Below are 25,992 nucleotides of genomic sequence, written 5' to 3'. Positions count from 1 at the left end.
CCGCGGTTGCCGTTCCCGTCAGGGGGCCAACACCGCCCGGATGATCCGCGCGCCGCGCCGGGCCTCGTCCACGGTCAGGCCGCCGAAGCCCAGCACCAGCGTCTGGGACGTGACCGGCCGCAGGGTGTACAGGTCGAGCGTGACCACGTGCACGCCCCGCGCCGCGAGCCGTGCGGCGACGTCCCGCGCCTCCAGGCCGCCGTGCAGGTGCAGGCACACGTGCAGCCCCGCCTCGATGCCGCCCAGCGTGGCGTGCGGGGCGAGGGGCGCGAGTTCCTCGGTCAGGGCTGCGCGCACCTGGGCGTGCCAGCGCCGGGCGCGGCGGACGTGCCGGTCGACGTGCCCGCCCGCAAGAAGCCACGTCAGCGCCCGCTGCACCGGCAGGGGGTGCCCGAAGTCCAGCAGCGTCCGGGCCCGCACCAGTGCCGGGATCAGTGCAGGCGGCGCGGTCAGAAAGCCCGTGCGCAGGCCCGGGGCGAGCACCTTGCTCAGGGTGCCCAGGTACAGCACCCGTCCGCCGCCCGCGTCGAGGCTCGCCAGGGTGGGCAGGGGCGGGGCGTCGTAGCGGAACTCGCCGTCGTAGTCGTCCTCGACGATCAATGCGTCGTGCCGCCGCGCCCACTCCAGCAGGGCCAGCCGCCGCGGCAGGCTCATGCGGCCGCCCAGCGGGAACTGGTGGCTGGGCGTCACGTACGCCAGCCGCGCGGGGGGCGAGTCCGGGCCGATCGTCAGGCCGCCGTCGTCCACCGGCACGGGGATCACCTCGTGCCCGTCGTCGAGGAGCACCTGCCGCGCGGCGCGGTAGCCGGGTTCCTCGAACAGCACCCGCGAACCCGGCGGCAGCAGGCCCCGCGAGATCACGTTCAGGGCGTGCAGCGACCCGGCCGTGACGACCACCTCCTCCGCACCCGCCGCGAGGCCCCGCTGCCGGCCCACGAAGGCCGCCAGCGCGGCGCGCAGTTCCGGCTCGCCCGCCGGGTCGCCGTACCCGCCGGGCAGGGGTGCGCGGGCCGCCGCCGCCCACGCCTGCCGCCACGCGCGCACGTCCAGCATGCGCGTCTCGGTGACCCCGGTCTGGAACACGATGCCCGCCGGCGGGAGGGGGTCGTCGACGGGCGGCGGCCGGAACGCGAGCAGCCATGCGGGCCCGCGGGCGGCGGGGGCGGCCGTGCTGCGCGCCGCGCCCACGGGCACCACGGTGCCGCGCCCCACGGTGGCCTCCAGCGTGCCGTCCGCGACGAGCGCCGCGTACGCGTCGGCGACCACGCCGCGCGTGACGCCCAGGGTGGCGGCCAGCGTGCGGGTGCCGGGCAGCGCCGACCCGCCCGGCAGCGCGCCCGACAGCACCGCCGCCCTCAGCCGCGCCGCCAGCTGCGCGTGCAGGGGCTCGCGCCCGCCCCGCTCCAGCGTCACGGGGAACGGCAGGCCGTCCGTCCGCGTGCTCCGGAGTGGACTGCCGGAACTCGCCGGAAGTGGAGCTGTGCGGGGGGCCACCATGCCCGTAGTCTACGACCATGTCCGACCCCCGCGCCCTCCGTCCCATTCCGCCCGGGGACGCCGCCCTGGCCCTGCCCGCGCTGCGCGAGCTGCGGCCGGACTCCCCCGCGACCGACCGCGTGGAGGCCCTCCAGGCCCACCTGCACGCGGTCGGGCCCGAGGGCTACCGCCTGACCGGGGCCTTCGAACCGGGACGCGCCGAGGCCGTCGCCGTCGCCGGGTGGCGCGTCGTCACGACCCTGTGGGAGGGCCGCACGCTGTACGTGGACGACCTGAGCACCCTGCCGGGCGCGCGGGGGCGCGGGCACGCCGGCGCGCTCCTGACCTGGCTGGCCGACGAGGCCCGCCACCTGGGCTGCGTGGCCCTGCACCTTGACTCCGGCACGGGCGAGGCCCGCCACGCCGCGCACCGCCTGTACCACGCCCACGGCCTGAGCATCAGCGCGCACCACTTCAGCCGGGCGCTGGGGGAGCCGGCATGACCCGCCGGGACGTCTTTCAGATGTTCCTGCTCTCCGCGGTCTGGGGCGTGTCGTTCCTGCTGATCCGCTACTCGGGCGAGGTGTTCCCGCCGGTGTGGGTGGCGCTGCTGCGCTCGGTGTTCGGGGTGCTGGTGCTGGTCGCCGCCCTGCGGCTGGGCCGGCACGCGCTGCCGCCGCTGCGGCTGTGGCGGCCGCTGCTGCTCGTGGCGCTGTTCAACAACGCCATCCCGTGGACGTTCTTCGCGTGGGGCGAACAGACGGTGAGCAGCAACATCGCCGCGATCATCAACGCGACCACGCCGCTGTTCGCCCTGCTGATCGGGCTGGGCCTGCACGAGTCGCGGCTGCGCGGCCCGGTGGTCGCCGGGGTGCTGCTCGGCCTGGGCGGCGTGGCCCTGACCGTGTCGGGCGGGCTGGGCGGCGGGCACGCGACCGCGCAGGGCGTGACCGTGCTGCTGCTCGCCAGCGCCGGGTACGCCGTCGCCACGACCATCGCCAAGCGCACGCTGTCGGGCCTCGACCCGGTGGGGCTGGCGACCACGCAGCTGGGCCTGTGCGCGCTCATGCTCCTGCCGGTGGCGCTGCTCGGCCCGCAGCCGGGGCCGCTGGAGGCGCGGGGCGTGGCGTCGGTCGTCGTGCTCGGCGTGCTGGGCAGTGGGCTGGCGTACCTGCTGTACTACGGCCTGCTGGCGCGCGTGTCGCCCACCCAGGTCACGGCGGTCACGTACGCGCTGCCGGTATGGGGCCTGGGCTGGGCGGCGCTGTCGGGCGAGCCGGTGGGACTGCTGTCCGCGCTGGGCGTGCTCGTGGTGCTCGCCGGCCTGGGCCTGATCAACGCGCCGCCGCGCCGGGCCCGCCCGGCCCCCGCATGACCGCCCCCGCATGACCGCGCCGGCCACCGTCCGGGCCCGCCGGGCTGGACACCGACCGTGAATCCCCGCCGCCCAGCGCCTACACTGGGCGGACGACCCCAGGAGGGCAACCCTATGACCACGACCCCCGAGAGCACCCAGAGCAAGTGGCTGGACGCCGAACTCAAGTACGACAGCGGCGTGTACAACAAGCACCACGTCGTCATGACGCGCGGCCAGGCCGCGACCGTGTGGGACGAGACCGGCCGCTCGTACATCGACTGCGTCGCCGGCTACGGCGTGGCGAACATCGGGCACAGCCACCCCGACGTCGTCAGGGCGATCAAGGAGCAGGCCGAGCGCCTGACCGTCATGCCGCAGACCCTCCCGAACGACAAGCGCGCCGAGTTCCTGCAGGAACTGGTCGCCGCGTTGCCGCAGGGCCTCGACCGGGTGTTCCTGTGCAATTCCGGCACCGAGGCGATGGAGGCCGCGAAGAAATTCGCGATCACCGGCACGGGCCGGAAGCGCTTCGTGTCGTTCCGGCGGGGCTTCTCGGGCCGCTCGCTGGGCGCGCTGGCGTTCACGTGGGAACCCAAGTACCGCGAGCCCTTCGGCGACGCCGTGGATAACCGCAACGTGGACTTCGTGCCGTACGGCGACATCGAGGCGCTGCGCGCCGCCGTGACCGACGAGACGGCCGCCGTGATCATGGAACCCATCCAGGGCGAGGGCGGCGTGCGCCCCGCGACCGTGGAGTTCATGCAGGAGGCCCGCCGCATCACGCAGGAGAAGGGCGCGCTGCTGATCCTCGACGAGATCCAGACCGGCTTCTGCCGCACCGGCAAGATGTTCGCGTGCGAGCACTCGGGCGTGGTGCCCGACGCCATGACGCTCGCCAAGGCCATCGCCGGCGGCGTCCCGGCGGGCGCGCTCGCCATGACCGCCGCGGTCGCCGACCGCATGCCGGCCGGCGGGCACGGCACGACCTTCGGCGGCAACCCGCTGGCCATGGCGGCGGGCGTGGCGTCGCTGCGCGTCATGCGCCGCGAGGGCATGGCCGAGCAGGCGCGCGAGAAGGGCGAGTACTTCATGGAGAAGCTGCGCGCCATTCAGAGCCCCAAGATCCGCGAGGTGCGCGGCCTGGGCCTGATGATCGGCGTGGAACTCAAGGAGAAGAGCGCCCCGTACATCCACGCGCTGGAGCACGACGAGGGCATCCTGACCCTCCAGGCCACGCCGCTGGTTGTGCGCTTCCTGCCGCCCATCCCGATCACGAAGGAGCAGATCGACACTGTGGTGGCGGCCTTCGAGCGCGTCCTGAACACCGTCAACCCCCGCGCCGAGCGGCAGGCGGAGCTCGCGCAGGGCCGCGAGGACAAGCAGACCGAGTAGGGCAGACGAGGGTGAGGTGCTGGACGGCCGGATGCGGAGACGCGTATCCGGCCGCCTCGTCTCCCTGGATGGGGGAAGGATCCGTCGAGTGTGACGATCTGACGCGCATTTCCGCTTCCTTTTTCCTACACTGATGGCGATGAAGGCCTGGATCGGGGGAACACTGGGGATCGCGCTGCTGGGCGGAGCGCTGGCGGTCGACGCGGCGTCGCAGCCGGGCGGGACGCTGGCACCGGGCCTGCGCGTGGGCGGCGTGGACGTGGGCGGCCTGACGCGCGAACAGGCCCTCGCGGCCGTGGCGGCCCGTGCGCCCGCCGCGCCGCAGGTCACGGTGACCGCCGGCACGAATGCGTGGACGGTCGGGGCCGGGCAGCTCGGCTGGCACGTCGACGCGGCAGCCAGCGTGAAACCCGCCGAGCAGGCCACCGCCGAACGCGGCCTGATCGACCGCCTTCAGGCCCTCCTGGGGCAGGCGAAGGTGCAGGAGTTCCCGCTCGTGACCGCAGTCGACGCTCAGCGGGCCACCTCGACCCTGACCACGCTGGCACGCGGTCTGGAACAGTCGCCCAGAAACGCCAGCGTGATCTTCGAGCGAACCACGAAGCGGTATGCGGTGAAGCCCGATACGGCCGGCCGGCGCCCCGACGTCGCCGCCGCCGTGAAGGGCTATGTCGCCGCGCCCGCCAGCACCACGGTGACCATTCCACTGAACGTGTGGGCCGCCGACCGTACGGCCGCGCAGGTGCAGCCGCTGGTCGATCAGGGCAACGCCCTGGTGCGCCCCTTCAAGGTGCAGCTCGCGGGCACCACGCGCAGCGGCATTCTCAGTGAGCTTCAGGTCGCCAACCTGTACTGGGTTCGCCCCGACGGTATCGAGCCCGACGAGCCTGCCATGAAGGTCGCGTTTGGTCAGCTGACCGGTTACATCGACCAGCCCGCACAGGATGCCCGCTACGCCCTGAAGGGCACGCAACTGGTCAAGGTCAAGGAGAAGGCCGGAATCGTCACGGATCGTCCGGCGGCGTATGCGGCCTTCAGGACGGCCGTGCTTGACCGGACGAAGGCGCTGCTGGTGCTGCCCAGCCGGCCCAGTGTGCCCGCGCTGACGCTGGCCCAGCTGCCCGATCCGGGGAAGCTGGAGCTGATCACGGTCGGCCGCAGCACGTACTACCATTCCAGCGCCGCGCGGCGCACCAATGTCGCCAATGCTGCCGCGAAGATCAACGGCGCGGTCGTCGCCCCCGGCGAGGTCTTCAGCTTCCTGAACACCCTGGGCGGCATCAGCGCCAGCAACGGCTTTGTCAGCGGCCTGATCATCAGCGGGGGCCGGACGGTCGATGGCCTGGGCGGCGGTGTGTGCCAGGTCAGCACCACCACCTTCCGGGCGCTGTATCAGGCGGGCCTGCCGGTCGTCGAGCGCAACCAGCACTCGTACCGCGTGGGCTACTACGAGCCGCAGGTGGGCTACGAGGCCGCCGTGTACGACCCGGGTGTGGATCTGAAGTTCAAGAACGACACCGGTGCGCCGCTGCTGATCAAGACCGTGAACGACAATGCGAAGAGCACCCTGACGGTCGAGGTCTGGGGCGTGAAACCGGCCCGTACCGTCGCGGTCAGCCCGGCCGTGATCCTGGCGCGCACGCCGCACCCGCCTGCCCAGTACATCGTGAACCCGAAGCTCCGGCCCGGCGCGGTGCGGCAGGTCGACTGGGCACAGGACGGCTACAACCTCTACATCACCCGCACCATCAAGGACGCGGCCGGCGTGCGCAAGGACGTCACCAAGACCATCTACAAGCCGTGGCGGGCGGTGTACGAGGTCGGGCCGAAGAGTTGAGGGAACCGCGCTGACAGCAGAGGGGCCAGAGCACAGGGCTGGGTGACCGCTCATGTGGCGCTGGTACCCTCGCGGACATGAGTGCTTGTTCCCGTCTGTTGACCATCGCCGTGCTTGCCCTGGGAAGTGCCGGGGCGCAGTCCCTGGTGGCGGTCGATGATCCCAAACTGCCCTTCCGGGTGTCGCTGCCGGGCGGCTGGCTGGGGGCGGACTTCGGAGACAAGGCCGCCGGACTGACTGTGGTGTCGGCCAAGGCTCCGCCTGCCACCCTGATCCGCCTGCTGTACACCGCCAAGAATGGCGCGGCCATCGATCTGAACAGCGAATTCAAGAAATTTGAGTCAGGGGTTGCCACGGGCGGCGTCACTCTGAAACAGCAGTCCAGCAAGGTGGCCGCGTATGGCGGTGTCCGCGGGCAGGAGCGCCAGTATGTGCTGACCCACCCCGGTGGACAGCTGCGGATGCGGGTGTGGTACGGCAACGGCGCGAAGAACCTGTACTCCTTCCAGCTGACCGACTCGCCCACGCGCTACGCCCAGGCTGACGCGACCTTCACCAAGGTGCTCGCCTCACTGCGTTTCCGCTGAACGAAGAGAGGGAATCTCACTCCCGGTCGTCGTACTCATGGAGCAGCGTGGCGTCCGGGTCGCCGCCGGGGTGGTGGTGGCGGGCGACCAGGCGACACACGCGGGGCCGCGCTCCAGCGTGTGCCAGGAGCCGTGCGCCCAGTTCCGGGTGGTGGGCACGGATGCCGATTGCCCCTACGGGCGGGAGCAGTCGCGCCAGCCGGTTGGGAATCAGACCGACCAGAACCCGCTCGGCCACGCGGTAGGGGCGCACGCTCTTGCCGCAGTCGTGCAGCAGGGCGGCGGCCACGACCTCGGCCCCCACGTCCGGGTGCCCGCGCAGCAGCGCCTGGGCAACCCGGCAGGCGTGCTCGCGGTCGCGGGGATCCATGGCGGCGTACACGCGCTCCTCGGCCGGGGTGAGCCGGGCGTGGGCCCAGGCGTCGTCCGGGTGGGCATCCTCCACGCGCACGCTGCGCAGCAGGCGCCGGATCTTGGCGACGTAGCCCCGCGCCTTTCGCCCGAGGCGCTGGAGCAGGGTGCGGTGCCGCATGTGCCGAGCATACGACCAGTGCGGGCGGTGGCGGGGTTCCCCCAGCGGGTGACAGCCCTGGAACCACTTCCAGTCGGTGCGGTTCGGGGGGCGTGTTAGGTTCCTTGCATGACGAGCAAGCGGCAGGGCGGCGGACAGGACTCGCAGAGTTTCGAGCACGCGCTGGTGCTGGAGACCGCACGTGTCACCGAGGGCGCGGCGCTGGCCGCCAGCCGCTTCATGGGTCTGGGCGACAAGAACGCCGTGGACGGCGCGGGCACCGAGGCCATGCGCGAACTCCTGAACTCGCTGGACATCCGGGGAACCGTCGTGATCGGCGAGGGAGAGATGGACGAGGCCCCCATGCTGTACATCGGCGAGCAGGTCGGCAGCGGCCAGTATGAGGTCGACATCGCCGTCGACCCCGTCGAGGGCACCAGCGTGACCGCCAAGGGCCTGCCGAACGGGCTCGCGGTGATCGCCCTGTCCGAACGCGGCGGCCTGATGCACGCGCCGGACTGCTACATGGAGAAACTGATCGTGCCGCCCCCCGCCGCCGGACGCGTGCACCTGGACTGGCCGGTCGAGGCGAACCTGAACGTGATCGCCCAGAGCCTGGAGCGGGACGTGGACGACCTGATGATCACGATCCTCGACCGTGACCGGCACGCCGAGCTGATCCGCCGGGTGCGGGCCACCGGGGCCCGCGTGAAACTGATCGGCGACGGCGACGTCGTGGCCGGGCTGGCTGTCGGTGTGCGTGGCACCGGTGTCCATGCCCTGATGGGCTCCGGCGGTGCCCCCGAGGGCGTGCTCTCGGCCGCGGCCTGCAAGTGCCTGGGCGCCGAGATCCAGGGCCGATTCATCGCCGAGGACGACGTCATGCGCGAGCGCTTCCGCGAGATGGGCGTGGACGAGCACCGGGTCTACAAGACGGGTGACCTCGCGCCCGGCGCACAGATGGTCTTCAGCGCGACCGGCATCACGTATGGCGAGCTGCTCAATGGCGTCCGTCGCTTCGCCGGCGGGGCCCGCACCCACACCCTGGTCATGGGCTACGCCACCAAGGTCGTGCGCTTCATCGACTCGGTGCATCTGGAGAACGACAAGGCCCGCGTGACCATCCGGATCTGACGTGCCGCGGCCGGTGCGGGGCGCTACCCTGCGGGCATGGCACTCTTCAGACTGGACGGAAAACGCGCCCTGGTCACCGGTGGCAGCCGGGGCATCGGCCTGGCCGCCGCCGCGCACCTGCGGGAACTGGGGGCCGAGGTCACCATCGCGGCCCGCGACGAGGCCACGCTCCGGGCGGCCGCGCAGGACATCGGGGTTCGCTGGGCCGTGGCGGATGTCAGTACCCCCGAGGGCGTGCGCGCCGCCGTGGACGCCGCCGGTTCGGTCGATATCCTGGTCAGCAATGCCGGTGGCCCCCCGCCCAGCCTGCCCAGCCAGGTCAGCGGCGAGGCGTGGCAGCGCGGTTTCGAGACGACCTTCCTGAGCACCGCCCGCCTGATCGACGGTGTGCTGCCCGGCATGCGTGAGCGCCGCTGGGGCCGGATCATCGCCGTCACCAGCCTGACGGTGGGGCGACCGGCCCTGACCCTGCCCGTCAGCAACGCCATGCGCGCCGCCGTCACGAACCACCTCAAGACCCTGTCGCTGGAGGTCGCCGCCGACGGCGTGACCTGCAACACCGTCGCGCCGGGCTACACCGCCACCGACCGGCTGAAGGCCCTGCACGCCGACCCGGCGCAGGCCGACGCCCTGCGTGCGCGTATTCCCGCCCGCCGCTTCGGGGAACCCGGCGAGGTCGCCGCCGCGATCACCTTCCTGGCGACCGAGGAAGCTGCCTACATCACCGGGCAGGAGGTGCTGGTGGACGGCGGCTGGGGGATCTAGGCGGAGTCACAGACGACGGCCCGGATGTCGGTCACCACGACATCCGGGCCGTATGGCGGCCGTGAAGCTCTATTACAGGATCTTGCTGAAGTCCCCGCTCAGGCCGTTCGGGTAGAAGCCGCCCTTGGTCGCGGTACCGGTCGTGTCCAGGAACACGATGTTGGCGACGTTGCGGGGGCTGCGGCTGAAGGCGATCGAGTTGCTGTCGGCCAGGACGATGTTCGACTCGGTCGCCACGGGTCCCGTGATGCCCTGGTCGTCGTCGGAGCTGCCGTCCACGGCGTCGCGCAGGTTGCTAATCGCAGCCACGACCTGCTCGACGGTCAGGCCGGCGGCGGCCGTCTCGGTGCGCCGCTGGTACAGCAGGGTGCGGATCATCCCGGCGTGGTAGGCCTCGACCGCCAGGATGCCGGCCGCGTTCTCCAGGTTGCCGCCCTCGCTGTCGTCCACCAGCAGACGGGCCGCGCCCTTGTAGGCACTGACGCCCACGTCCTCGAAGATGAACGCGCCATGCAGGAAGAACAGCTCATTGGCGAAGGGATTGAAGCCCGTGATTGCGCCGTTCGATGCCGCCGATCCTGCCGCCTTGAAGGAATCGCGCAGGTCAATGACGGGCTGCGGGATGGCCGACGCGCCCAGCACCTTCCGGATGATGATGACGTGGTTCTTCTCGTCAGTGGCGGTCTCGTTGGCGTAGGCCCGCACAGCGGCCGACATGCCGGGGACACCCACGCCGTCCTTGCCCGTGAAGCCGTCGGGCAGCAGCACCTTGCTGCTGTCGCCGCCGGCGGCATCGAGTTCGCCCAGGCGACCGGTCGCCGCAAGGTAGAACGCGGCTTCCAGGTATTCCAGGTTCAGCGCGAAGTTGAAGATGATCGCGTCCAGGTTGGCCTTGACCGGGTTGGCGGCGATCACGCTGGTGCAGCCCGAAAGGACGGCTCCGGCGCCCATCAGGCCGGTCATACCGAGGAACTTGCGGCGGGTCGAGATGTGCTGGGTCATGGTGGAACCTCCAGGGAGTGTGGGCGACAGACGGACGGATGGAGGGCAGGCCGTGATTCCGATCCCGCCACAGGGCCGAAGATCAGGAGGACATCAGGTGCGCCTTCACTGAGCTTCTAAGCGGCGGCGGGCTGGCTGGATCACGGCCCTCGCAAGCGTGAAGGTGGACTAAAGATCCGGTGCCGGTTCCGGGAGCTGCTGCACGGTGTCTGGGCAGTGGGTCGCCCGGATGCGCGGCGATCCCGCCGGCCCACACGGGGCGGGTCCGGTGGCAAGCCCACCGGTGGGTTGGTGGGGGTGGGCCGGTTCCCGGGACGCGCCGGTGAGCGCTCCGCCGGCTCCGCAGCTGAACGGGGAAGGCCACCCGCAGCCCGGGATCGGTGGGCGGGTGGCCAGGTGGCGGGTGGAATCAGATCTGCTGGGCGAACAGGGGCGTCGTGGTCGGCTGGGAACTGCCGCCGGGGGGCTCCACGCTGACGGCCAGGGTCGCGCCCGCCGGCAGAACCCGCGTCAGGACGCCCTCCCGGCCGAACACTCCCAGCGACACGGGCGTTCCGGCCTGGATGTGCCACAGCTGGTAGGTTCGGTCGTCTGTCGGCGGCGTGTCCAGGTGCACGTACACCCGCCCATCCGGGAGGCGTACCGCCGTGCCCAGCGACTGACCGCCGGCGACAATCGCCGCCGTGACTGCGCCGGGTGTCCGGGCATACCGCTGGAGTGGATCTGCGGGCTGAAGTGCGAACACGAGGGCCACGGCCGCCGCGAGGGCCAGGGGCAACGCGGGCCACCACAGGGGCCGGCGGGGGGCACTGGAGCTGGACACCGGGTTCCCGGGTGACGGCGCGTCCACCGGGGCCGGCTCCGGCACGGTGGGGGGGGCCAGATCGGACGCCTCCAGAGCACGCTGTTCACGGTGCAGGCGGGCGATCAGACGCTCCTCGGCACCCGCGGGCACGGGCACCGCCTCCAGATCGAGGTCATCGAGCAGGGTGGTCAGGGACGCGAGCAACTCCTGGTACTGGCGATCCAGGGCAGGGTCGGCCCTGAGGGCTGCCTCGAGCTCCGCCTCCTCGGCCGGGGAGAGCTGGTGCAGTGCGCCGGCAAGCAGGCGTTCAGTGTGATCCATGGTCTTTCCCCCCCTTTCCGGTCGGCGCGAGCGACGTCCGCATGTGTTCGAGCGCGATCCGCAACCGGGATTTTACTGTGCCCAGCGGCAGCCCGGTCATCGTGGCAAGCTCCGAGTGGGTGTAGCCCCGGTAGTACATCAGCTCGACCAGATGACGCTGCGTGCTGTCCAGGGCGTTCATTGCCTGCTGGGCCAGGATGGTGTCGGTCGGGTCGGTGGCGGCCGTCGGGGTGTCCCAGTCCTCGAGTTCCAGGGCCACGTCCGGACGGTCGCGCAGCTGTTGCAGGAAGCGGTGGTGGGCGATGCTGACCAGCCACGTCTTGACCTTCGCCCGCGACGGGTCGAAGCGCCCGGCATGCTTCCAAGCGTTCATGAACGCATCCTGCACGCAGGTCTCCACGTCGTCGGGCTGCCGGAGCATGCGCCCGCCCAGTCCATAGAGCAGCCGGGCATACCGGCGGTGGAGTTCGCGCAGCGCGTCCTCCTGACTGCCGGCCATCATGACCATCAGCGTCTCGTCTGGGGTGTCCTGGAGGTAGCTGAGGTTCGTCATGGGTGCCCACGTAGCCTAACAAAGGCCCCGGCGCCCACGTGGACCCCGGCCTCACGGCACCTTACTGTTCCGGAGGCGCTGATCCGCAGACCGTGCCCGGCACCACCGGCCGGGCCGGCGTGTGGGACTCAGGACGCGCGGGTGGCGCTGTCGTCCTGAACCGGTGTGGCGGTCCGGGCCGGCACGGGCGCAGTCTGCGCCGGCACGTCGATACCAGCCCGGAATTCCTCAGTCACGCCGCTGGTGACCTTGCGGAACTCGCGGAGCCCGGCTCCCAGGGACTTGCCGAGTTCAGGCAGTTTGCGTGGCCCGAAGACCACCAGAGCCACGAGCAGGATCATGATCAGTTCCGGTGCGCCGATGTTGGGCATGCTGCACTCCTTCGGTAGAGCTGCCACGCCGTCCACTCCGGATCACCGCGCAGCTACCTGACGAGGCATATGCGCGCAGGCGGTCTCTGGATCATCCGGGCCTGCGTGAGTGCCCCATGACGGGTGTGCGGTGCCGGCCTGCGGCGGTTCGGAGGACGCCACCGTCGTGATCCGGCGGCGGCCGTGCCCCCGCCGCGCCCCGGCGTGTGTTAACCACGGCTGAACCCCGGCGGTCTAGCTTAAGGTTGGGTCATGATCCGCCCGGCCCTCAGGGGCATATTGCTGAGAGGACGTGCCGATGATGTGGGCACGCGACCCTGCGATTCCGCCGTTTCCATCTGATCCGTTCCGCCGGCCCGTTCCGGCACTGGAGGCCCACCATGTCCCTAGGCCCACTCGAAATCATCCTGCTGCTGGTCGTCGTCGCCCTGATCTTCGGAGCGCGCAAACTCCCTGAACTGGGCAAGGGCCTGGGTCAGGGCATCCGCGAATTCAAGAAGGAGACCAAGGACGGCACCGACAGGCCGCATGCCGCCGTCACGGACGTGCCCAGCCGTCAGCTCGACCCGGTGACGGGCGCTCCGATGCCCGAGGTTCACACGACCCCGGTCAGCGACCGCCGTAGCTGAGCGCCGCCATGACGCGCGACGCTGACCTCAAGAGCGCGCCGCTCTTCGATCACCTGGACGAGCTGCGCAAGCGGCTGGTGATCTCGGTGGTGTTCCTGGTCATCGCCATGGCCTTCACGTTCCAGTACCGCGTGCAGCTCATTGAGCTGATCAAGGCCCCCCTGAGCAACTCCGTGCTGTACCAGCAAGACCGGGTGCAGGTGGTCACGCTGAACCTCACGGATCAGTTCATGATCAGCCTGAACCTGTCGTTCTGGGCCGGTCTGGCGCTGGCGCTGCCCTTCATCCTGGGGCAGGTGTGGGGGTTCGTGGCACCGGGCCTGTACCCCACGGAGCGGCGCTGGGCGCTGCCCTTCATCCTGGGTGCCGGCGTGTCGTTCCTGGCCGGGGCCCTCTTCGGCTACGAACTGGTGCTGCCGGCCATGGTCAAATTCCTGCTGGACTTCCTGGGCGGGGCCGTGACTCCGATCCTGTCGCTCGGGACGTATATCGGTCAGGTGACCACCTTCCTCGTCGCCTTCGGGCTCGCCTTCGAGCTGCCCATCCTGGCGGTGATCCTCACGCGGATCGGGATCGTGAACCACGTTATGCTGCGCCGGGGCTGGCGGTTTGCGCTGGTGATCGTGATGGTCGCGGCGGCCGTGATCACGCCCACGCCGGATCCGGCCAACATGATGCTCGTGGCCGTGCCCCTGTACGTGCTCTACGAGCTGGGCGTCCTGCTGTCGCGCGTGTTCCGCCTGCCTCCGGTCGAGGACGTGGTGGAAGAGGTGGAGAAGACCATCCTGGGTACGTGATCCCTGCTCGGTGAGGCGCGGCGGCTTCAGCCTGGTGGAGGGCCGAGGCCGCCGGCCGTTGCCCAGCAGTCGCCTCGGGAATTCCCAGAGCAGCGAGCGTGACCGACAGTTCGGTTCCAGCCGGGTATTACGGCCACTCCGGCGCGGATCCGGGGTGACTGCCTGGGGTCACGGGGTGGCCCGGATCGCCACGTCGGCGTCGCGGAGCCACATGGACTGTCCGGTCGCGTCCTGCAGCCGCGTCACGACCTGGACGCGCTGCCCGACACGCAGCCCGGCGGCGCGGCCCGATGTGGTCGCCTGCTGGCATGCACCCGAGGCACACCCCCGGCGCTGGCTGGAGGTAACAGCCCGCTTCCACACCCCGCCGTCCGTGACGACATACACCCCGGTGACGGTCAGGGCCGGCAACGGAGGGCGCTCGGTGCCGACCTGCACCCGGACGGTGAGGTCGCTGTCCACCAGGATCGGCTGCGCGGCCGCCGACAGCACCCGGCCACCGATGACCACGGAGGTCGGGGCCGCCAGCAGCTGCAAGGTCGGCGTGGGCACCTCCGGGGCAGCGCAGCCGACCAGCCCGAGGGCCGTCAGCAGTGGCAGCGCGCATCTCATGGACTCAGGATAGGGCGCCCGCGTGAGGTGGGCATGCACGTGACCTGAGGGCCGGAGATCGCCGGTGTGTGCCGCCTACCAGTCCAGATCGGGCACACTGCTCACGCGATCTGCCGGAAGATCCGAGACCAGCGTGTAGGTGATCACGTAGGTGCCCGGGACGACCTGGGCCAGGATCACGGCGTCGCCCTCGAAGCGGGCCCTGGGGGTGGTGCCCGCCGGCCCCTGCACGTTCAGTGCGCTGCGGCTGCCTCCACTCGGCAGCGGATCGATCAGTTTCACATTGTTCAGGGTGCTGTCCACAGCCAGGCGCAGGGTGACGGTGTAGCCGCTGCCCACGGCTTCCAGCGTCTTGGCGAGGCTGGCGCGGGCACCGCCCTGCACGTTGCGCGTCACGTTGGATCCGCCGGGGCTGCGCACGCGGGCCATGCTGGTCGTCCGCAGGTCGATGGGATCGAGGATCGCCTCGGCCATGTCGCTGCGGCACACGCGCACCGGCACCTTGAGGCGCAGCGGCAGGCCGGCGCTGAACTCGCCCGGCACCTCCAGCGGGTAGTCGGTGCTCCAGCCGCTGGGCAGCGTGAGTTTCAGGCGGCCCGGCAGGCGCTGCGCGAAGTCTGTGCGGGCGGTGGCCGTCACCTGCGTGACGTCGCAGGCGTTCACGATGTCCGGACTGGTGGTCAGGGTGATGTCGGTCAGCACCCGGTACTCAACCGTCACGCGGGAGGTCGCGCTGTCGGTCACCTGGCCCGGCAGCGGTGGGCTGACGGTGGCGCCGGGTACCGCACCGGGCCTGACGAGGTAGTCGCCGGGCGCGAGCGGCACGGTGGCTGGCGTGCTCAGGGTGCGCCCGGCCACCTCGAAGGGGGTGCCGCTCAGGGGAATGCGCTGCGTGCCGTAGATCGCCACCGCGTCCACGACCAGCCGGCCGGACGGCGGCCGGGCCACGAAGCGCACCTTGGTGAAGCCTGGCTGGAAGCGCACCTCGGCGGGCGAGGTGATGTTGCCGGTGCCCTGCACGATGCTCGCGCTGACCGGCACGTAGCCGGCGGGCAACTGCGGACGCACGACCGCGTCCCCGACGAGCGCATACGACGACCCCGGAATCGGCTGACCCTGCGGATCGACGACCTCCACCAGCAGCTGGTTGCTGATCTTCAGGCCGTCAGGTGGGGCGAAGCCGCCCACCTGGGCCCGCACCGGCTGACCGTCGAGCCGGAAGGAGTACCGGATCGCGTTACTGAACTGTTTGGTGGAGGGCAGCACGCGGATATACACCTGCCACGGCCCCACCTGCGCGGCCGTGATGGTGAACGGATCCGTGACGGTCTCACCGTTGCCGCTGGGCTTCAGGTTCACGCGCGTTCCGCCGGGCTGGATCACCCAGGTCTCGGCCTCGGTCGCTCCGTCGATGTCGTAGTTCACCAGCCCCACGGTCTTGCCGACCCAGTCCGGCGTGACGTTCAGGGTGGCGGCCAGCACCGCCGCCTTCTCGCTGGCGCGGGCATTCACGCTGAAGTCGCTGGTCTCCAGCACGAAGGGCGCGGCCACCCGCAGGGCAAACGAGTTCTTGCCGTCGCCGCTGCTCACGACCTTCAGCGTGTAGGTGCCGGCCGCCAGCCCCCCGGCGAACAGACTGTCCCAGGTGTGCTCGCGGTTCATGCCGTAGCGCCGTTCCACGACCGGCCCGCCCGGCCCGCTGAGCGTGAAGGTGCTCTGAAACACCTCGTTCTTGCGGTACAGCTCGTCCCCGAAATACCCGGCGCTGCGGCGGCCGTCCACATAGTCCGCGAGATTGAACGTCGGACTGTAGACCTCGAGATTCACGGGCTTCCCCGCGTCCTGGGCCGACACCCGGATTACGTAGGATTCCTGCGCCTGCGGCCACTTCTGACCCACCGAGACGAATGGCAGCACCCCGACCACCTGTCCCTGAACCCGGCCTGCTCCCCACAGGGCACCCAACACGAACAACACGGACATCACGGAACGGAACAGGGGCGTCGGCATGGCTACGAGGAGAATACACGGGCCATCTGGCGCTGCTTCCGGTCACGCTACAGTGGCGTCCATGCCCGCGTCTGTCCCGAAGGGCGAGGAGGGCGCGGCACCGCCCTTCGCCGCCCGTGCCCGCGCCCTCACCTCGCGTTCTGCCCTGCTCGACAATCTGGCGGCCCTGTCGGGCCGCGCCGGGGTGCCCCTGCTGCTGCCCGTCAAGGCGGATGCGTATGGTCACGGTCTGGACGTCGTGGCCCGCGCCGCCGCCGCGTCGCCGCACGTGTGGGGGCTCGCGGTCGCGGTGCCGCGAGAGGCCCAGGCCGTGGCAGCCCTGGAACTGGGCAGACCGGTTGTCCTGCTCACGCCGCCCACGCCGCAGGAGGTGCCGGTGCTGGCCGATCTGGGCGTGCGCATCCCGGTCGCCACGCTGGCCGAGGCTGAAGCGCTGCCCCCGCACGCCCGCGCCCATCTGAAGGTGGACACCGGCATGAACCGGCTGGGAGCCCGCCCGGCCGAGGCCGTCGCGGTGGGCCGGCGCCTTGCGGAACGCGGCGTGCTGGAGGGGGCCTACACCCATTTCGCCACCAGTGATGAAGTGGATCTGAGGTTCACCCACGAGCAGTTCCGCCGCTTCCAGGCAGTGCTGGCGGAGCTGCCACCGCTGCTCGCCCATGCATCGAACGGGGGTGGTGTCCTCAGCCTGGGGGCGTTGCCCGGCATGGGACTGGCCCGGCCCGGTCTGGCGTCATACGGCTTCGTGCCGTCCCATCTCCACGGGGTGCTGCCCCTGCGGCCGGTCATGACCCTCCAGGCCCAGGTGACCTTCGTCCACGACGTCCACGCTGGCGAGACCATCAGTTACGGCGGGCTGTACACCGCTCCGCGCGACCTGAGGGTCGCCACGGTCGGGCTGGGCTACGCCGACGGATACCCCCGGAACGCCACGCTGCGCGCCCACGTCACGGTGCGTGGTGAGCGGCGCCCGGTGCTGGGCCGCATCTGCATGGATCAGTTCATGGTCGACGTGAGCGGCCTGGACGTGCACCCGGGCGAGTGGATCGAAGTGTGGGGGCCGGCAGACATCAACGTCTCGGAGGTGGCCGCGTGGGGCGATACCATCGAGTACGAGGTGCTGACCGGCCTGGGTGCGCGGATTGACCGCGCCGCCGTGCCCTGACGCTTGGCTGCTGCGCCGGCCACTGTTTCGGTGCAACCCGGTGACGGCGTGTCGAAGACACCGCCCGGGAAACGGGTTCCGGGAATAGGGCCGCAGGCTGCGGCTCAGTCAGGGTGCCGAATCAGTTGGGGCCGTGCGGGCCGCTGCCCGGCCCCTTTTGTTCCGCGCGGCGCCGCAGCTCACTGGCCAGATCCGTGAAGTCCTGGGCGCTCGGCAGCACCCGGCGGGACTGCTGTTTGGCCTCCTGCACGACCACCGCCCGCTGCCGTTCCGAGTCCGGCAGGCCCAGGCGGCGGCGCTCGAAGTAGTTCTGTGCCACGCGTCCCAGCGCGAACGTCCAGCCATACACGGCGGGGGCCGTGATCAGCCCCCCGATCACCGGCAGGGCCAGCTTCGCCAGACCGCGCATGACCTGCCGCGCGGCCATGCCGTATGCCACCGTCACGCCCAGTTCCCGCGCGATCTCCAGCGAGCGCTCCGTCGAGATGTCGAAGCCGTAGATCTTCCCGATGTGCAGCACCATCTTGGCCTGTACCGGTGTGATCAGCAGGATGTCCGCGAAGGGAATGGGCTCGACCGCAATCGCTCCCGCCAGCAACGCGGCACTCTTGATGACCTCGTCGACGTTCTCGTCCTGCGATTTCGCGGGATCGACATCGAGGTTGAAGTTGTCCAGCACCTGTTTGACCAGTGGCGGCAGCATGAGTGGAGTGTACCCCCACGTCATCCCCCCGCATGAGGCCGGGCTGACCGGGCGTTTATGCCGGTCAGGGCCACGTGCCTGACCGGCTTGTTGCGGAGTGACACCAACGAAATAGGGCACGCCCAAGGGGGGGTGGCGTGCCCTGAGGAGGGAAGGATGAGGGTGTCACCACCTCTCGAACCACAGTGTACGGGTTCCACATTTCAGGTTCCTGACAGGACTGCCAGCATCCCTTCATGGACTCCGGGCACGTTCATCACGGTTGGGGGAGGACGCGGTCAGCGCCGCCAGCGCGGGCCGTCCTTGGTGTCCTCCACGGTCACACCCACCCCGGCCAGCGTGTCGCGCAGGGTGTCGGCCTCGGCGTACTGCTTGGTCAGGCGGTAGTTCTGCCGTGCCTTGAGCACCAGTGCCATCAGGGCGTCCACGACCGGTGCGTCGTCCTGGGCCTGCACACCCGGCAGTCCGTCCGCGAACAGGCCCAGCACGCCGCCGCCCAGCGAGCGGTAGGCGTCCCGCACGCGCTCCAGGGTGTCCTGTCCCGGTGTGCCCGCGTTCAGGGCAGCGTTCACATCGGTCGTCAGGCCGAAGAGCGCGGCGACCGCCCGGGGCGTGTTGAAGTCGTCGCGCATGGCGTCCTCGAAGGCCTGCACGTGCGTGGCGACCTGCGCGTCCAGCGCGGCGTCTGCTCCGGGCGGGGCGGCGGGCACGCGGCGCTCGACCTCACCCAGCGCCTCCGAGAGCCGGCGGTAGCCGTTCCGTGCGCCCTCGAAGGCCTCCTGGCTGAACTCGGTCACCGAGCGGTAGTGGCTGCCGACCAGCAGGAAGCGCACGACCATCGCGTCGTGCTGTGCAAGCACGTCCTGGATGGTGGTGAAATTGCCCTTGCTCTTGCTCATCTTCTCGCCGCCGATGGTCAGCATGTTGTTGTGCATCCAGTACCGGGCAAACGGGTGCCCGGCGGCCTCGGCCTGCGCGATCTCGGCCTCGTGGTGCGGGAACTGGAGGTCCAGGCCGCCGCCGTGGATGTCGAAGCCCTCGCCCAGGTACTTCAGGCTCATGGCCGAGCACTCGATGTGCCAGCCCGGAAAGCCCATGCCCCACGGCGAGTCCCAGCGCATCAGGTGTTCGGGGCCCGCGTGCTTCCACAGCGCGAAGTCGCGGGGGTCGCGCTTCTCGTCGCGCACGGCCTCGCGCGTGCCTTCCTCCTGATCGTCGAGCTTGCGGCCCGAGAGCTTGCCATACTCCGGCCAGCTGCGCACATCGAAATACACGCTGCCCGCCGATGCGTAGGCGTGCCCGCGCTCGATCAGTTCCTCGATCAGCTTGATCTGCTCCCCGATGTGCCCCGTGGCGCGGGGATTGATGCTGGGCTTCAGCACGTTCAGGGCGTCCATGTCCTTGACGAATGACCAGAAGTACTTGTCCGCGACCTCCATGGGCTCGAGCTGCTCCAGCACGGCGCGGCGGGCGATCTTGTCCTCGCCGTCGTCGCTGTCGTCAAGCAGGTGGCCCACGTCGGTGATGTTCGCCACGTAGCGCACCGTGTACCCGAAGTGCATCAGGGCACGCCGGATCACGTCGAAGGCCACCTCCTTCTTCGCGTGCCCCAGATGAGCATCGCTGTACACGGTCGGCCCGCACAGGTACATGCCCACCCGCCCCGGCGTGGAGGGCACGAAGGGCACCTTCCTGCGCTGCATGGTGTCGTACAGGACGATGTTCGGATCGGGTTCACGCACTCGGGTCATGGGGGGCTCCTCGGCACAGGGACAGGCAGGGCAGGGTTACGCACGGGACGAACAACAGAAACGGCCGCGCCACAGAGTCAGGGCGCGGCCGGCAGTCGGTGCTGCTTACCGCAGGCAGGGGCAACACAGGACGGTCATGTCCTCAATGTAGCAGAGCCTGACCCGGTCGCCATCCGTCCCCTGGCCGGGTGTCCGCCCGGCCCAGCGAGTCGAGCAGCGCGGCTGTGAACGTCCGGATGACCGGCAGGTGTGACCGGTGCGGCAGGGTCGCCACCGCCAGCGGACGGGTCAGGGACTGCGGCAGCGGCAGGGCCACCAGCCCATCTGGAAGGGGAAGCAGCGCCAGACGTGGCATGACCGTCACGCCCAGGCCGTGGCGCACCATGCCCAGGATCACGCTGTCCTGATCGATCTCGGTCACGGCCGCGGGGCTGATCCCCAGGGGCCGCAGGTACGACTGCACCCGCACATGGCACGAGTTCAGGCCGGGTGGCAACAGCAGCGCCGAGGCCGTCAGCTCCTCGAAGGTCACCGGCTGCGTCCCCCGCGATTCGGGCGCGACGAACAGATACTCGTCGTCCAGCAGGGGAGTCAGGCGCAACCCCGGCATGGCCTCGCCGACCACCAGGGCGATGTCCGCCTGGCCGTCCCGCACCTGGGCCTCGCCGCCGCCGTCCGCCTCGCCGTCCAGCAGGCGCACGGTCACCGCGGGGTGGTCGCGCCGGAACGCCGCCAGCACCGGCGGGAGCAGGTGGGTGGCCGTCGACCGGAACGAGGCCACCCGCAACACCCCCGCCAGTTCCCGGTCGTCCTGCGCGGCCAGCAGGACGTCCCCGGCCGCCTGCACCGCCGTCCGGGCGTGGGCCAGCACCCGCGCTCCAGCCGGCGTGACCACCGTGCCGGCGGGCGAGCGCCGCAGCAGGGGGCGGCCCACCACGTCTTCCAGCTTGGCCACCGCCTCGCTCAGCGACGACTGCGACACGCCGAGCTCCGCCGCGGCCTCGCTGAAGCCGCCGGCATCGGCCACGGCGATCAGCGAGCGCAGCTGCGCCAGGGTCGGGAAGCTGGATGTGGTGGGCCTGCCCGGAGCCATGCTCCACTGTAATCCCCGTGGCCAACCGGCCCCATCGGGAAAGCCGATGCCCCGTGCCGAGCGTCCCTGCCGCACCCGATGTCCTGAGGGCCAGGTGCAGATGCACCCTGGAGCCAGGAGGTTCACCATGACCCTGCACACGCCCGCTCCCCGGCATCACCTGCCACTCCAGACCACCCCGGACGACACGGTTGCCCCCACCTTCATCCTTGAGGCCATCCTGAGCGGGCCGGTCAGCCAGCCCATCGACCTCCCCGGCTGGACGATCCGGGTGTGGCCCGTGGCCCGGCTGGGCGATGTCACCCTGGAGGCCCGGGCCAGTGATCCCAGTCAGCGTGCCGCCGACCTCGGCATGGCCCTGAACCGGGCCGGCATCGTCCCGCTCGGCCCGATCCGTGCCCGGTCTACGGGTCTCGGGTGAATCGAAGACGACTCCGAACGCAGCGAGTATGAGCGGACTTCTGCCGCACGGCACCGAAAACGGGCACCCTCCACACAGGAAGGTGCCCGACTCTGTTGTTGTTCAACCCATCAAATGATACTCAGTTGCCATACACCTGAAGCACCTGGTGAACGAAAATCCGCACCAGTCTGGGATCGAAATCTGAGCCTGAGTGTTCCAGCAGGTAGTCCACGGCCTCGTCTGCCGACCACGCCGGCCGGTAGGGGCGGTTGGTCACGAGCGCGTCGTAGACGTCTGCGACCTTCAGAATCCGTGCCAGCATCGGAATCGATTCGCCGATCAGGCCCGCCGGGTAGCCCATGCCGTCCCAGCGTTCATGGTGGTGCTGTACCGCGTTCAGAATCTCCGAATCCACATCGGGAGCCATGGCTGCCAGCCGACGACCCAGCGCCGGGTGTTGCCGCATGATGTCCTGTTCCTGTGCCGACAGTCCGCCGGGCTTGTTGGTGATGCGCGGATCGATTGCCGACTTGCCGATGTCGTGCAGCATACCTGCCCAGATCACCTGACGGATCCCCAGGGTCGTCCGTACCTCGCCCGCTTCCAGGGCCAGCCGCAGGGCCAGCATCGTCACCTGTCGTTCGTGTCCCTCGGCGGGGCGGCCCAGCAACGTGCGAATCCAGTTGCAAGCCTCATCGAAGGTGTCCTGTACCACCGCATCCGGCGCCTGTGACAGCAGCGTGAACGTCTCCGGGAGACGGTCGTCGTATTGTCGGAGCACCGAATCATTCATGGTTATTCCAGTCCGTAGCAGGCCAGGCGACCGACCTGAAGCGAGAGCGCGTCCATGCGGGTGGCGAGCAGGCCGCTGGTGGCAGGGCGGACGTTCGAGGTGTGCACCTCGGTGATGCTGCGGGCGAGCGGGGCCGTGCCCTTGCTGTCGGTGGTGTTCTGGCGGTTGCGGGCCGTGTAGGTTGAGTAAGCTATGCTCATGATCGTCCCTGTGTCCTTACTTCGCGATGCTGAGCGAGGTCGTGGCTTTGGCGCTCTTTTCGAGCGAGGTGGTACCGCCGGGGGCGGCAACAGCGACTGTGAGCATGAATGCTATACCGACAGCGGCAGCCGAGCGCAGGTTTTTCTTCATGGATGTATCTTAGGTGAGGGGATGTGAAAGAGCGAATTGTGCCTCCAGAACGCATCCGGTCTTCATTTGAGGACGGCGCATACGAGGCAGTGTTAACAGCTCTTAACGGCCGGAGTGATCTCTCTACTGAAGAGCTTGCACTTCTTGGCATTGCTCATCTGAGACTCGCGCATTTCGCGGCCTGCGAGGAACCGCTTGAGCTCGCAATGGCACGAGGTCACCAAGAGGCGGCTGTGGAATTTGGTAACTATCTACGTGCGTCTGGGAGAGGACGAAAGGCGGTCGAGCATTTCCGAGATCTACTCCCCAGGCTGGATGGAGAACTGAAGTTTCGTGCGCTTCGATGGTTGGGTGTCAGCCTTGAGTCGGTAGGGGAACCGGATGCGGTCAAAACGCTCGAAGAGGCTAGGCGAGGCTACCTCTCACTTGGCGATCGCCGGATTGCAGCCAGAATTACTCAGGCGCTGGCAGCGAGCCATACTTTAAACGGCGAATATGCGACTGCGATAAAATTACTGGATTCGGCCTTGCCTGTACTGGCACAGGAGAGCAATCAAAGACCACTCCTTGCCGCTCTGATCACACTAATAGACGTTCAAAGTGAATGCGGCCAATACGATGTCGCTGACGAAACGCTTGGACGAGCTCAAGCTATCGCACAGCGCTTACAGGACACTTACACGTTACTGCACCTTGACTGTCGGCGGATAATTCTCATGCTCATGATTGGCGACTACGGAGAGTACCAATCCCTTCTCGAAAACCTCTTGGAGAGGAGTGAGCAGATGGGTGAGCTTCGAGTTGCGGAGTACGCGCTGAGTCGGCTTGCGGATCATCACAGCCGCGTCGGAGAACATGCCCTCGCTATCCGAGCCATGGGACGCCTTCGTACCATGAACCCTTCTCTGACTCTTCCAAGCCGGACAATCCTGGCGATGCTCACACTGCGTCGTGGGGACAGCGTAGGGGCTCTGAGAATGCTTCTCGAAATCAGAAATGAGAGCCTGAATCGCGGCGCACTTGTCGACGCCACCCGTGCCCTGCTCCTCGCTGCCTACGCGGCCTACGGGATGAACGATCTCCAGCGTTGTTCCGACCTGCTCTCTGAAGCGCTGCTGGAACTGGCCGGTCAGCCCCGCGCCCAGTCGCGCGCCACCATTGCGCCGGAGCTGCGGGAGGTCGAGGAAATGCTGGCCTTCGCCCGCCTGAATCCGAACCTCGCGCCGCTGCTCGAGGCCGCGCTGGAGGACGCGTCACACCTGAGCGGCAACATGCGCGACGACCTGTTCACCAGCGGCATGCGCCTGGAGGTCATGACGCTGGGGCAGGAACTGGTGCTGCGTGACGGCGTGCCGTGCAGCATGCGCGTGCGGGGCAGCGTGGCCGTCCTGACCTATCTGGCGATGCACCCGCGCAGCACGCGCCAGACGGTGATTACGGATCTGTGGCCGGATCGCGACCCCAAGAAGTCGGCCACGTATTTCCGGCAGTGCATCTCGGATATCCGCGAGTCGATCGGCTCCGACGTGATCCTGGTCGAGGGGGCGCACCAGTCGCCGGAATACCGCCTGAGCAGCAAGGCGACGGTGATCCTGGACAGCCAGCGGGTGTTGCAGCTGGTGTCCAACGGGCAGCTTCCAGCGGCGGTGGCGGCGTACAAGGGAGAATTCCTGCCGGGCCTGGAGGGCAGCGAGTGGGCCGATGAGCAGCGCGTGCACATCCGCGAGGCGCTGCTGAGATCACTGCACGGCGAGATGCGGGCAGCGCGGCTGGGCCGGGAGCACCGGCGGGTGGTGCTGCTGGCGACTGCCATCCTGGACATTGATCCATCCGATATGGAGACCGAGGAACTGAGGCTGGACACGGCGCGGGAGGTCTCCAGCGCCGCCGAGGTCGCCCGCTTCGAGGCCGAGCGTCACCGGCGCATGAACTGAACACCGCTGTGAATCGCCACCACACGGCTGGAGAGGTTCAGAAGTCGCCCAGATCGTCGTCCAGGGTCACGACCTGCGCGACGCCGCTGTCGTCCAGCCGCACGATGAAGCCGGCTCCGTCGAGGTAGGCCATGCCGCTGTCCACCGCGACGCACTGGCCGCCGACATACGTGATGGGCTGCGGGACGGGCATGCTCCCGGGTCGCTGCAGTTCGTCGTGGAGGACGTAGACGGGAGTATGGCCGTGCACCAGCCGGGTACCGCCGTAGGACTGCAGGAGGTCGGCGGCGACGGCCGGGGCATCGGGATCCACGAACGCCAGCCGATCGGCGAAGTGGTTGAGGAACCGCGTCCAGAGCTTCGGATTGTCCTCGTGCAGGAGGGCGGTGATCGAGCGGTTGACGGCGTCTGGCGTGCGGCCCAGCCGGCGGTAGAAGGTGCTGTCGGCGTGCATGAGCAGCCAGTCGCCGGCCAGGGAGAGGGCCGGGCGGGCGCGCAGCCAGTCCAGATCCGTGATCTGGAGCTGGGCGGCGTCGCTGTCCTGGCCGCCGTTGCTGCGCCAGTACTCGCGGAACCCGAGTGAGTCGGCGGGATCGGTGGCGCGGAAGTGCTGCGCGGCGAGGAACATGACCTCGTGGTTGCCGAGCAGTGCGGTCACGTGCCCCCCACTCTCGTGGGCCTGGGCGGTGAGCCGCCGGATCAGGTGGATGACCTCCATCCCGCGCGGCCCCCGGTCGACGTAGTCACCGAGAAACGCGAGGTGGGCCGTGCCACCCTGCCACGACCCGTCGTGGTCGATCAGGCCGGCCGTTCTGAGCAGGCCGATCAGCGGCTCGTAGGCACCGTGGATGTCCCCGACGACCCACAGGGGGGTCACGGGTCGCCGTCCGGTTCGCCCGGCGCGGGGGGCAGGGTACGCAGGCGGGTCATACGCTCGCTCAGGTCGTCCTGGATGCGGCGCACGTTCCCCTCCAGGCTGGAGCGGGCCCCGTCCAGTTCGTGCCGCAGGCGCATGATCTCCTCGACCCCGGCGAGATTCACGCCGAGTTCCTGGGTCAGGCGGCGGATCTCGCGCAGGTGCTCGATGTCGCGCTCGCTGTACAGGCGCGTCTTGCCGCTGCTGCGGCCGGGGCGGATGAGCTGCTTGCGCTCGTAGAGCCGCAGCGTCTGGGGATGCATGTCCACCAGTTCCGCCGCGATGGAGATGACATACACCGGCCGATCCCGGGGGTCGGTGCGGGCGCCGCTCTCGGGGAGCGCCTGGGCCTGGCCGCGCAGTTCGTCCTCCAGGCGTTCGATCTCGGCCTCGAACTCACCCTGGAGGTCGTCGAGTTCGTGCTGGAGGCGCATGACCTCCTCGACGCCGGCGAGGTTCACGCCGAGTTCCTGGGTCAGGCGGCGGATCTCGCGCAGGTGGTCGATGTCGCGCTCGCTGTACAGGCGCGTCTTGCCGCTGGAGCGGCCGGGACGGATCAGGCCCTTGCGTTCGTACAGCCGCAGCGTCTGGGGGTGCATATCCACCAGTTCTGCGGCCACGGAAATCACGTACACCGGGCGATGTTTGGAGTCCGAGGCCATAACCTGACGTGAGTATACGGGAGGCAGGATTGATGAGACGGCCGGTATGAACGGCTGGCCTG

The 25,992-nt window shown here is 69.5% G+C and carries 28 protein-coding genes; 12 read left to right on the top strand and 16 right to left on the bottom strand.

All coding sequences use genetic code 11. The features are described 5' to 3' along the window. Window positions 1-18: 18 nt before the first annotated feature. The gene (locus U2P90_RS14560; protein ID WP_322472703.1) at window positions 19-1,497 is read right to left on the bottom strand and encodes a PLP-dependent aminotransferase family protein; all 1,479 of its coding nucleotides are present in this window, start codon (window positions 1,495-1,497) and stop codon (window positions 19-21) included. Between the two features lie 17 nt (window positions 1,498-1,514). On the opposite strand from U2P90_RS14560, the gene U2P90_RS14555 reads away from it, so the two are divergent. From U2P90_RS14555 to U2P90_RS14535, 5 genes are all read left to right on the top strand, one after another. Next, window positions 1,515-1,979 carry a GNAT family N-acetyltransferase gene (locus tag U2P90_RS14555; RefSeq protein ID WP_322472702.1) on the top strand — a complete coding sequence of 155 codons (465 nt, stop codon included), beginning with the start codon at window positions 1,515-1,517 and terminating at the stop codon, window positions 1,977-1,979. Next, window positions 1,976-2,851 carry a DMT family transporter gene (locus tag U2P90_RS14550; protein ID WP_322472701.1) on the top strand — a complete coding sequence of 292 codons (876 nt, stop codon included), beginning with the start codon at window positions 1,976-1,978 and terminating at the stop codon, window positions 2,849-2,851. The genes U2P90_RS14555 and U2P90_RS14550 overlap by 4 nt, the downstream gene beginning before the upstream one ends. A 114-nt stretch (window positions 2,852-2,965) precedes the next feature. Further along, a complete protein-coding gene (locus U2P90_RS14545) occupies window positions 2,966-4,225 on the top strand; it encodes an aspartate aminotransferase family protein (protein WP_322472700.1) in 1,260 nt (419 codons plus the stop codon). A gap of 139 nt (window positions 4,226-4,364) precedes the next feature. Continuing rightward, on the top strand, window positions 4,365-6,062 hold the full coding sequence (locus U2P90_RS14540; RefSeq protein WP_322472699.1) for a VanW family protein: 1,698 nt from the start codon (window positions 4,365-4,367) through the stop codon (window positions 6,060-6,062). 77 nt (window positions 6,063-6,139) lie between these two features. Next, window positions 6,140-6,649: a hypothetical protein gene (locus U2P90_RS14535; protein WP_322472698.1), complete on the top strand. Its 510-nt coding sequence runs from the start codon at window positions 6,140-6,142 to the stop codon at window positions 6,647-6,649. 16 nt (window positions 6,650-6,665) lie between these two features. Here U2P90_RS14535 and U2P90_RS14530 read toward each other — a convergent pair whose 3' ends face one another. Continuing rightward, a complete protein-coding gene (locus U2P90_RS14530; RefSeq protein WP_322472697.1) occupies window positions 6,666-7,181 on the bottom strand; it encodes an HD domain-containing protein in 516 nt (171 codons plus the stop codon). Window positions 7,182-7,289: 108 nt separating this feature from the next. Between U2P90_RS14530 and glpX the strand changes: the two genes are divergently transcribed. Continuing rightward, window positions 7,290-8,294: a class II fructose-bisphosphatase gene (gene glpX / locus U2P90_RS14525; RefSeq protein ID WP_322472696.1), complete on the top strand. Its 1,005-nt coding sequence runs from the start codon at window positions 7,290-7,292 to the stop codon at window positions 8,292-8,294. A 36-nt stretch (window positions 8,295-8,330) separates the two neighbouring features. After that, window positions 8,331-9,059 (top strand): SDR family oxidoreductase, encoded by a 729-nt coding sequence (locus tag U2P90_RS14520; RefSeq protein ID WP_322472695.1) that lies wholly within the window; start codon window positions 8,331-8,333, stop codon window positions 9,057-9,059. A 72-nt stretch (window positions 9,060-9,131) separates the two neighbouring features. Here U2P90_RS14520 and U2P90_RS14515 read toward each other — a convergent pair whose 3' ends face one another. The 4 genes from U2P90_RS14515 to U2P90_RS14500 all read right to left on the bottom strand — a co-directional run bounded on the left by U2P90_RS14515 (window position 9,132) and on the right by U2P90_RS14500 (window position 12,111). Further along, window positions 9,132-10,061: a ferritin-like domain-containing protein gene (locus tag U2P90_RS14515; protein ID WP_322472694.1), complete on the bottom strand. Its 930-nt coding sequence runs from the start codon at window positions 10,059-10,061 to the stop codon at window positions 9,132-9,134. 409 nt (window positions 10,062-10,470) lie between these two features. Then, a complete protein-coding gene (locus tag U2P90_RS14510) occupies window positions 10,471-11,187 on the bottom strand; it encodes an anti-sigma factor domain-containing protein (protein WP_322472693.1) in 717 nt (238 codons plus the stop codon). Further along, window positions 11,174-11,740, bottom strand: a complete 567-nt coding sequence (locus tag U2P90_RS14505) for an RNA polymerase sigma factor (RefSeq protein WP_295819480.1) — start codon at window positions 11,738-11,740, stop codon at window positions 11,174-11,176. The genes U2P90_RS14510 and U2P90_RS14505 overlap by 14 nt, the downstream gene beginning before the upstream one ends. Window positions 11,741-11,868: 128 nt before the next feature. Next, entirely contained in the window at window positions 11,869-12,111 is a 243-nt protein-coding gene (locus U2P90_RS14500; RefSeq protein WP_295819482.1) for a twin-arginine translocase TatA/TatE family subunit, read from the bottom strand. Window positions 12,112-12,491: 380 nt separating this feature from the next. On the opposite strand from U2P90_RS14500, the gene U2P90_RS14495 reads away from it, so the two are divergent. Both U2P90_RS14495 and tatC read left to right on the top strand, forming a co-directional pair. Continuing rightward, window positions 12,492-12,740 carry a twin-arginine translocase TatA/TatE family subunit gene (locus tag U2P90_RS14495; protein ID WP_295819485.1) on the top strand — a complete coding sequence of 83 codons (249 nt, stop codon included), beginning with the start codon at window positions 12,492-12,494 and terminating at the stop codon, window positions 12,738-12,740. 8 nt (window positions 12,741-12,748) lie between these two features. Then, a complete protein-coding gene (gene tatC / locus U2P90_RS14490) occupies window positions 12,749-13,537 on the top strand; it encodes a twin-arginine translocase subunit TatC (RefSeq protein ID WP_295819488.1) in 789 nt (262 codons plus the stop codon). 168 nt (window positions 13,538-13,705) lie between these two features. Here the strand turns inward: tatC and U2P90_RS14485 are convergent, their stop codons facing one another. Next, a complete protein-coding gene (locus U2P90_RS14485; protein ID WP_322472692.1) occupies window positions 13,706-14,149 on the bottom strand; it encodes a hypothetical protein in 444 nt (147 codons plus the stop codon). Window positions 14,150-14,224: 75 nt separating this feature from the next. Then, window positions 14,225-16,159, bottom strand: a complete 1,935-nt coding sequence (locus U2P90_RS14480; protein ID WP_295819493.1) for a hypothetical protein — start codon at window positions 16,157-16,159, stop codon at window positions 14,225-14,227. Between the two features lie 61 nt (window positions 16,160-16,220). On the opposite strand from U2P90_RS14480, the gene alr reads away from it, so the two are divergent. Then, a complete protein-coding gene (gene alr / locus U2P90_RS14475; protein WP_322472691.1) occupies window positions 16,221-17,324 on the top strand; it encodes an alanine racemase in 1,104 nt (367 codons plus the stop codon). Window positions 17,325-17,445: 121 nt separating this feature from the next. Here the strand turns inward: alr and U2P90_RS14470 are convergent, their stop codons facing one another. From U2P90_RS14470 to U2P90_RS14460, 3 genes are all read right to left on the bottom strand, one after another. After that, entirely contained in the window at window positions 17,446-18,027 is a 582-nt protein-coding gene (locus U2P90_RS14470) for a YcjF family protein (RefSeq protein ID WP_295819499.1), read from the bottom strand. A gap of 278 nt (window positions 18,028-18,305) precedes the next feature. Then, entirely contained in the window at window positions 18,306-19,778 is a 1,473-nt protein-coding gene (cysS, locus tag U2P90_RS14465; protein WP_322472690.1) for a cysteine--tRNA ligase, read from the bottom strand. Between the two features lie 142 nt (window positions 19,779-19,920). After that, window positions 19,921-20,871: a LysR family transcriptional regulator gene (locus U2P90_RS14460; protein ID WP_322472689.1), complete on the bottom strand. Its 951-nt coding sequence runs from the start codon at window positions 20,869-20,871 to the stop codon at window positions 19,921-19,923. A 127-nt stretch (window positions 20,872-20,998) separates the two neighbouring features. Between U2P90_RS14460 and U2P90_RS14455 the strand changes: the two genes are divergently transcribed. Continuing rightward, entirely contained in the window at window positions 20,999-21,292 is a 294-nt protein-coding gene (locus tag U2P90_RS14455; protein WP_322472688.1) for a hypothetical protein, read from the top strand. A 121-nt stretch (window positions 21,293-21,413) separates the two neighbouring features. Here U2P90_RS14455 and U2P90_RS14450 read toward each other — a convergent pair whose 3' ends face one another. From U2P90_RS14450 to U2P90_RS14440, 3 genes are read right to left on the bottom strand one after another with little or no spacing between them, the layout of a single operon-like run. Beyond that, window positions 21,414-22,067 carry an HD-GYP domain-containing protein gene (locus tag U2P90_RS14450; RefSeq protein ID WP_295814760.1) on the bottom strand — a complete coding sequence of 218 codons (654 nt, stop codon included), beginning with the start codon at window positions 22,065-22,067 and terminating at the stop codon, window positions 21,414-21,416. Between the two features lie 2 nt (window positions 22,068-22,069). Further along, on the bottom strand, window positions 22,070-22,267 hold the full coding sequence (locus tag U2P90_RS14445; protein ID WP_295814765.1) for a hypothetical protein: 198 nt from the start codon (window positions 22,265-22,267) through the stop codon (window positions 22,070-22,072). Between the two features lie 16 nt (window positions 22,268-22,283). Then, window positions 22,284-22,418, bottom strand: a complete 135-nt coding sequence (locus U2P90_RS14440; RefSeq protein WP_322472687.1) for a hypothetical protein — start codon at window positions 22,416-22,418, stop codon at window positions 22,284-22,286. 977 nt (window positions 22,419-23,395) lie between these two features. Here U2P90_RS14440 and U2P90_RS14435 point away from each other — a divergent pair. After that, window positions 23,396-24,352, top strand: coding sequence for an AfsR/SARP family transcriptional regulator (locus U2P90_RS14435; RefSeq protein WP_322472686.1), 957 nt, complete (start codon window positions 23,396-23,398; stop codon window positions 24,350-24,352). A gap of 37 nt (window positions 24,353-24,389) precedes the next feature. Here U2P90_RS14435 and U2P90_RS14430 read toward each other — a convergent pair whose 3' ends face one another. Together U2P90_RS14430 and hspR are read right to left on the bottom strand one after the other, a co-directional pair. Continuing rightward, entirely contained in the window at window positions 24,390-25,229 is an 840-nt protein-coding gene (locus U2P90_RS14430; RefSeq protein ID WP_322472685.1) for a metallophosphoesterase, read from the bottom strand. Then, on the bottom strand, window positions 25,226-25,930 hold the full coding sequence (gene hspR, locus U2P90_RS14425) for a heat shock protein transcriptional repressor HspR, fused homodimer type (protein WP_295814771.1): 705 nt from the start codon (window positions 25,928-25,930) through the stop codon (window positions 25,226-25,228). Before hspR ends, U2P90_RS14430 begins: the two co-directional genes overlap by 4 nt. Window positions 25,931-25,992: the final 62 nt, after the last annotated feature.

The sequence above is a fragment of the Deinococcus sp. AB2017081 genome (assembly GCF_034440735.1).
Taxonomy (GTDB): Bacteria; Deinococcota; Deinococci; order Deinococcales; family Deinococcaceae; genus Deinococcus; species Deinococcus rufus.
The sequence above is the reverse complement of the archived record's forward strand: the minus strand, read 5'-3'. Positions and strand labels throughout refer to the sequence as shown.